The organism is Anabaena sp. CS-542/02, assembly GCF_028331085.1.
Classification (GTDB): domain Bacteria; phylum Cyanobacteriota; class Cyanobacteriia; order Cyanobacteriales; family Nostocaceae; genus Anabaenopsis; species Anabaenopsis arnoldii.
Map to the genome: position 1 here is coordinate 1 of NZ_JAQMTM010000008.1, position 5,137 is coordinate 5,137.

Annotated in this window: 6 protein-coding genes; 4 read left to right on the forward strand and 2 right to left on the reverse strand. The window is 41.9% G+C overall.

Translation table 11 applies throughout. The annotated features are described in order from the left end of the window. The 3 genes from PN447_RS00540 to PN447_RS00550 form a co-directional block, all read left to right on the forward strand. On the forward strand, positions 1-219 hold a 219-nt coding region (locus PN447_RS00540), incomplete at its 5' end, for a zinc ribbon domain-containing protein (protein WP_442867062.1). Positions 220-253: 34 nt separating this feature from the next. Next, on the forward strand, positions 254-2,188 hold the full coding sequence (locus PN447_RS00545; RefSeq protein ID WP_271760029.1) for a serine/threonine phosphatase: 1,935 nt from the start codon (positions 254-256) through the stop codon (positions 2,186-2,188). Between the two features lie 78 nt (positions 2,189-2,266). Continuing rightward, a complete protein-coding gene (locus tag PN447_RS00550; protein ID WP_271760030.1) occupies positions 2,267-3,508 on the forward strand; it encodes a protein kinase domain-containing protein in 1,242 nt (413 codons plus the stop codon). A 42-nt stretch (positions 3,509-3,550) separates the two neighbouring features. Here the strand turns inward: PN447_RS00550 and PN447_RS00555 are convergent, their stop codons facing one another. Then, positions 3,551-3,769, reverse strand: coding sequence for a DUF4327 family protein (locus PN447_RS00555; RefSeq protein WP_200988220.1), 219 nt, complete (start codon positions 3,767-3,769; stop codon positions 3,551-3,553). Positions 3,770-4,249: 480 nt separating this feature from the next. Then, entirely contained in the window at positions 4,250-4,681 is a 432-nt protein-coding gene (dtd, locus tag PN447_RS00560; protein ID WP_271760031.1) for a D-aminoacyl-tRNA deacylase, read from the reverse strand. Between dtd and PN447_RS00565 the strand changes: the two genes are divergently transcribed. Next, a partial coding sequence (locus PN447_RS00565; protein WP_271760032.1) for a transposase occupies positions 4,667-5,137 on the forward strand: 471 nt, incomplete at its 3' end. The two genes, dtd and PN447_RS00565, sit on opposite strands and share 15 nt — an antisense overlap.

Genomic DNA, 5,137 nt, shown 5'->3' on the forward strand with positions numbered 1-5,137 from the left:
AAGGCTTTTGAGACTAATAAAGTAGTGATGGATGTGAACGAAGCGTACACATCAAAAACAGTCAGTTGGACTGGTGAAATCATCCCCAACCTTGGTGGTGCTAATTTCGTTAAGTCTCCATCTGACGGGCTGGTAATGAGCCGGGACATAAATGGTGCGCGAGGGATTTTCCTACGTGCATTGGTTGATACGCCCTCTCTTAAAGAGTGTATTTGTTAGTGAATGTTAGCAAAAAAGTATCGGAACTTTCATTATGCTCATTTGCCCTCAGTGTACATTTGAAAACCCTAATGGTAACAAATTCTGTCAAAGTTGTGGTGCATCGCTAACTCACAGGGTTTGTCCTGAGTGTAGTACTGAAGTACCTGTGAATGCACGACTTTGTGATCACTGTGGTGCGCAATGCGGCAAAGTTTGGCAGGGAATTATCACTGTTACTAAGAGGGGGAATGAAGATGGGGAATTGATTCGCGAGGAAAAGGCAGAAAATGAGCAAGAAACATCCCCAACTGCTTGTATATCAGGGTCACATCTCACATTAGGTTCTTATTTAGACAAAAAACAGCGCTATCAACTTTTAGAACCACTATCAACGGTGAATGAGTCCGAAATGTGGGTGAAAGTCTTGGACTGTCAGCCATATCAAATATCTCCCATTGAGGCCATACTAGCTAGTCAGAGACAGGGATTGGTTATGCCATCAGTGGAAATTACTGGAGTTTCTCCTCTTGGTCAAGCTTATATTGTCTTGCAATCTCAAGGTCACCTAGGTATACCAGCTATTCATGATGTCTGGGAACAAGATAATATGCAGGTGTTACTCATCGAAGACCGTTCCCATTGGCAGTGTTTACTCGACATCTGGGAAGCTGAAACCACATCTACCTTAGAGATTTTACATTACCTAGATCAGATGAGCCGACTCTGGGGGGCATTAGAAACGGTGAGTTGTCGTCAAAGTTTATTGAAATTAGACAATCTGCGCTTAAATGCAGACAAAAGACTAGGTCTGGAAAGGTTGTATGTAGAATCACTGAAGGAACTGCCAAATATAGTATTCTTAGGTCGGGGAAAAGTAGAAACATTCACCATCCTAGAGCATCCTTTAACTATCCAAGCTTTGGGGGAAGTTTGGCAGGTAATCTTTAGACAGTCCCAGAGGACTTACTTTGGTTCTATAGTGAGGATTTTAGAAGATTTAGAACTAGGTAAAATTGAGACAGTTGAGCAGTTGCGATCGCATTTACAGGAAATTATCGCGGAACTAGAAACACCCATCAGCAGAATAGCTGATCCCATCAAAGAAAATGCCGCAGCACCGACTATTTTACAATCCCATGATTTGCCAAATGTTCTACCCTCAATGGAATTGAGTAGTTTAGAAAATGCAGCAGGTACTGATGTAGGTAAGAAACGTAACTACAATGAGGATTACTTTGGCATTCAAACCAAAATCAGTGAGTTGGAATTGCCAAACCAACAAATTCTTGAATTCCGTGGTTTATATATCCTCTGTGATGGGATGGGTGGCCATGCGGGGGGTGAGGTAGCCAGTGAGTTAGCAGTTAACACACTCAAGGAATACTTTGAACAACATTGGACTACTAACCAAATACCCACAGAAGACCAGATTCGTGAAGCAGTATACGTAGCTAATCAAGCAGTTTATGAGTTAAATCAACAACAACTGCGTTCCGGAGTCAAGCGCATGGGTACTACCTTAGTTATGCTGTTAATTCAAGGTACTCAAGCAGCAGTAGCCCATGTAGGAGATAGTCGCCTTTATCGGCTCAGGCCTAACAAAGATTTAGAACAAATGACTGTAGATCATGAAGTAGGTCAACGAGAGATTTCTAGAGGAGTGGAGGCCAGTATAGCCTATAGCCGCCCGGACGCGTACCAGCTAACTCAAGCCTTGGGACCGCGAGATCAAAATGCCATTAGACCCGATGTCAAGTTTTTCACGATTACTGAAGATAGCCTGTTGCTGCTGGTGTCTGATGGTCTGTCAGATAATGATGTCCTAGAAATTTATGGGCAGAATAACCTAATTTCCCTGTTGCATTCTGACTCTAATCTAGAACAAGGAGTCACAGAATTAATTGATTTAGCAAACCAATACAATGGTCATGACAATATTACAGTCATACTTATCCGGGCGAAAGTGCGTCTAAATATGAGCGGTTAAAAGTATTTAGGAATGGTTGATTAATTCCCAGTGGCTAATTGTTGGCTAATTGTTTAAACTGATGCAGGTTGTTGTATTGTGGTTATTCTGACTTTGTTAGAACCCCAACAGAAAAAGCCACTTCAGCAGTGGTATTTTGAAAATCCCTCGGTAATTCGCATTGGAAGAGCGGGGGATAATGATGTGGTTTTATCTGATATTTTGGTTTCGCGACACCATTTAGAACTCAGAGAGGTTAAGTTATCCCAAAATAATAATCTCTCTTCTTGGCAGGTAATTAGTCAAGGTACTAATGGCACTTTTGTAGATGGTATCCTTGTACGTCAGTGCCCTTTGGCGGATAATTCTGTATTACAACTGGCACAGGGGGGTCCAATATTACAATTCCAATGTCAGCAAGTTCCAGGTACTTTGCTCGGATATGTTGCGGGTGGTGAAGCTGAGGCTTTAGCCTCGACTTGCAACCACGAAGGTAATTCGCCTGGTAATCTCTTTTGTGTTCATTGCGGTCAACCTATTTCAGTCAAGCAGAAAATTCGTCAATATCAGGTTTTGCGAACTCTGGGACAGGGCGGTATGGGTACTACTTATCTAGCTTGGGATGCAGGGGGTCTGACTTTAGGAAAACCACAATTGTTGGTTTTAAAGGAAATGAACGCCGACATGGCTAAAATTGCCAAAGCCCAAGAATTATTTGAACGGGAGGCGCATACTCTCAAATGCCTGGATCATTCAGGAATTCCCAAATATTACGACTTTTTTGTGGTTGGGGGTAAAAAATACTTGGCCATGGAGTTAGTTCATGGCGAAGATTTAGAAAAAAGAGTGTATGGGAGAGGTCCGGTATCACCGAATCAGGCGATTGTCTGGATGATTCAAACCTGCAACATCTTAGATTATCTCCATAGCCAAAATCCACCACTAATACATCGTGATATCAAACCTGCTAACCTGATGGTGGGAAGTTCCAATAATCATGTCGTGGTGTTAGATTTTGGTGCTGTCAAGGAGATTGGGACTAGACAAGGAACCCGGATTGGTGCTGAGGGTTACTGCGCCCCGGAACAAGAGCGAGGACAACCCTTAACTCAATCTGACTTGTATGCCATTGGTCCTACTTTAATTTTTCTCCTCACCGGCGAAAATCCTTTTAAGTTTTATCGTTACCGAGGACAAGGTTCGCAATTTGATGTGGAAAAAATTCCCACAATTAGTCCTCAACTCAGAGAAATTATTGAACGGGTCACGCAGTACATACCACGAGACCGATACCAAAGTGCTAGAGAACTGGCTGAAGCATTAGCTGCTTGCCAAGTTTAGGGAGTGGGGAGCAGTCAGAGAAATACTCCCCGGATCTAGCATCTATTCCTCGTCCCAAGCTTCCACTGCTAGCAGTTCGCCAATTGGATCTTGCATACTAAAGCCAAAGTCTTGCAGTTCCCGTTTCCAGTGCTGCCAGTCATCGCCGTAGAGCAATGCAATTTTCCAAATGCTATCAGTTGGTTTGATAATATTAGATTCGATGAGTGATTGCACTTTACGTTGCAATTTCACCATTGGGTGAATCACTTGCTGAGTCATAGCCTCGATTCAATTTGTGATTTTGTTTGATAAATACTTAATCAAAACTGCTTTCCGTTTTGCAATTGTCATCGATGCGTGGAGTATTGTAGTTGGTAAAGCTAGTCTTAACTTCTTTACTATACCATAATAAACCCTACTAGTCAGCCAGAAAATTCGGTTTTATACGGTAATCACCACTAAATAACTGAAAATTCTGCCGTTACTTCATCTTAGATGCCATACGAACAACCTATGCACCCGATAAATAACATAGAAAGATTAATGGAATCTGTTAACTTTTTTAGTTTTATAGTCACCACAGTTTGTGTGTCTATTCAAATATGAGCTAAATTGGGGGCTTTTGATAATTTTCGCCTCTTGAGGCGGGAAAAAATTTATTACTTACAATTGACCCTTATATAACCTATCGCAAACATCTGGGAATTAACAAACTTCTTACAAATCTTTATATAAATTTAATTTTTCCCGACTGATGGGCTACAAAGGTTCTTTCTCCAGCAACAGGGTAACAGATCCGTCATTTTCGATAGTCACTTCCATGATGGCACCAAATTCACCGGTAGCCACTGTCAGACCACTACCTTGTAACTTGCTGACAAAGCGGTCATATAATTCTTGAGCTAGTTGGGGATGAGCCGATTGGTCAAAAGAGGGGCGGCGACCTTGACGACAGTCACCATAAAGAGTAAATTGACTGACTACCAGCAAGTCACCGCCAATCTCTTGCACAGATTTCTGCCATTTCTTGCCATCTTCTGTATTAGGAAATACTCGTAATTGTAAACACTTACGCACCATCCAGTCGAGTTCAGCTTCGGTATCCCTGTGAGCAATTCCCACAAGTAGATTGAGTCCCAGTCCAATTTTGCCAATGATTTTACCGTTAACGGTGACTTGGGGATTTACCACACTGTATTAGGTAAGGTAACATTCAAAGAAGCCTTACCACAAAGCTTTGGCGACTGTCGTTTAGTATTTGCCTACCGTGATTACTATTTGACAGTTCCAGAGGATGTGCCACAACAGAAGTCTGATAACCAAGGACGTGTTGTAGCACTTGACCCCGGTATCAGAAAATTTATCACCTTCTTTTCTGAATCTAGTTTTGGTGAAATTGGAACATCTGCTAATCTGCAAATACAGAAGCTGTGTTTTCGCTTGGATAAGTTAATTTCTAAGTTCACTAAAGCCAAGTGCAAACAAAGAAGAAGGATGAAGCTCGCCGCCAGTAGACTGCGAGGTAAAATCAAAAACCTTGTAGGCGAATTGCACAAGAAAACTGCTCGATTTTTGGTTGATAACTTTGACATTATTTTACTGCCAACCTTTGAAACATCCCAAATGGCTCAGAAGGCGAAACGACGG